Genomic DNA, 1,877 nt, shown 5'->3' with positions numbered 1-1,877 from the left:
TACCCGCCCACCGAGCAGATTCTCGATCTCGATCCCGATTTTGTCGTCGGAGGTATGAGCAGCGCCTTTCAAGAGAAGGAAGGCCGTTCGCGGGACCTGTTCGCCGAACGCGGAATCAACACGTTCCTGTTCTCCGAGTACTGCGGCCAGGGATTCCCCGACATCTCGATGCTGGAAAACGACTACGAGCAGTTGGGGAGAATCCTCGGCGTCGAAGGTGAAGCAGCCGAGGTCACCGATCAGGTAACGCAAGGGCTCGATGCGGTGAAGGCGGCAGTCGGAGATGCACCGCCGGTGCCGACATTCTTCTATGACGGCGGCAAGGACGTTCCGACGACGATCGGCGGAGTGGGTGTCGGTCAGCTCGTCGCCGGCTACGCGGGAGCGACGAACATCTACTCCGAGGGCGAGCGCCCATACGTCAAGACCACATGGGAGGTCGTGGGTGAGCGTGCGCCACAGGCGATCGTCGTTCTGGACTACGGATCTGAGAACGCCCAAGCGAAGATCGATTTCCTGAAGTCACATCCCGTCATGGCCACCACTCCCGCCGTCCAACAGAATCGATTCGTGGTCATTCCTCTCGACGACTTCTTCGAGAGCCCTCGTCTGGTGCGCTCGGCCCAGACCATCGCGGCGGGTCTGCATCCGGGCGTAGTTCCGGCACAGTGACCAGATCTCGTTCCAGCTATACCGCTTTGCTTGCAGTCCTGTGTGTTGCGCTTGCCGTGGTCATGGGGCTGGCGGTGTCTTTCGGGTCGGTCCGCATTCCCGTCGGTGACGTCTGGGCGATAGTCGGAGCTCGATTGGCGCCAAGGACTTTCGAGACGTGGTGGACCGCGGCGCGGGAGTCGATCGTGATCGACTCCCGCCTGCCACGTGCACTCACTGCCGCGGTAGTGGGTGCTTCGTTGGCCATGGCAGGTGCAGTTGCTCAAGCTGTCACCCGTAATCCGCTTGCCGATCCGTATCTGCTCGGAGTCTCGTCGGGCGCAGGATTCATGGTGGTTTTGGTTACGGTTCTGGGGATCGGAGCCGGAATGCTCGGCGTATTCACGATTCCTGTTGCCGCGTTCATCGGAGCGATGATTCCGTTGTTCCTCGCGTTGCTGATTGGTGGTAGATATCCGCAGCCGACTGCAATCATTCTTGTGGGTGTTGCGCTCGGACAGATATTTTCGGCATTGATCACTTTTTGTCTTTTGGTGATTGCAGACGAGCGTCACATCACTGGAGTTATGCATTGGCTCGCCGGCGGATTCGGTGATGCACGATGGTCGACGCTGATCTTCCCGACGATCACACTGGTCGTCGTCGGCACAGCCCTTCTATTCAGTTCGCGATGGATGGACGTTTTGCAGACCGGTGACGACGGGGCTGCTGCACTCGGTATGAACGTCCGACGGTTCCGTGTGTTGTCCTTGCTCGCGGTCTCCGTACTGGCGGGCGCAGCAGTCAGCGTTGCCGGTGGAATCGGTTTCATCGGTCTGCTGATCCCGCATCTGGCCGGCTTCATCGTCGGCACCAGAGCAATTCGACTGCTCCCTGCTGCAGCCCTGCTGGGCGCCGTCGCGATGGTTGCCGCGGATACCGCTGCGCGCTCGGTGGCACAATCCACTGAAGTTCCGGTCGGAGTGATCACGGCCCTCGTGGGTGCACCGATCTTCGTCTGGATGCTCTACCGGCAGTATCGGAGGCTCGAGCAGTGACACAGGCCAGAACAGTGACACAGACCAGAACAGTGACACTCCCGAAAGACTCCGAAACTGCGCCCCTGCTCGAACTCGTCGAGACCCGGGCGCGGCTCGGAAATCGCGAAGTGTTGCGCGGCATCACTTTCGCAGTCAAGTCCGGTGAAATATTGGGCTTGGTCGGGC

At 60.3% G+C, this 1,877-nt stretch carries 2 protein-coding genes; both read left to right on the top strand.

Going from position 1 to position 1,877, the window contains the following annotated elements; all coding sequences use genetic code 11:
• A partial coding sequence (locus A2J01_RS06510; RefSeq protein ID WP_156519195.1) for an ABC transporter substrate-binding protein occupies positions 1-672 on the top strand: 672 nt, incomplete at its 5' end.
• Positions 669-1,709 carry a FecCD family ABC transporter permease gene (locus tag A2J01_RS06505; protein WP_064112342.1) on the top strand — a complete coding sequence of 347 codons (1,041 nt, stop codon included), beginning with the start codon at positions 669-671 and terminating at the stop codon, positions 1,707-1,709. The genes A2J01_RS06510 and A2J01_RS06505, both read left to right, overlap by 4 nt.
• The last annotated feature ends 168 nt before the right edge of the window (positions 1,710-1,877 follow it).

Origin of the sequence: Rhodococcus sp. EPR-134 (assembly GCF_001647205.1) — a bacterium.
GTDB lineage: Bacteria > Actinomycetota > Actinomycetes > Mycobacteriales > Mycobacteriaceae > Rhodococcus_F > Rhodococcus_F qingshengii.
The sequence above is the reverse complement of the archived record's forward strand: the minus strand, read 5'-3'. Positions and strand labels throughout refer to the sequence as shown.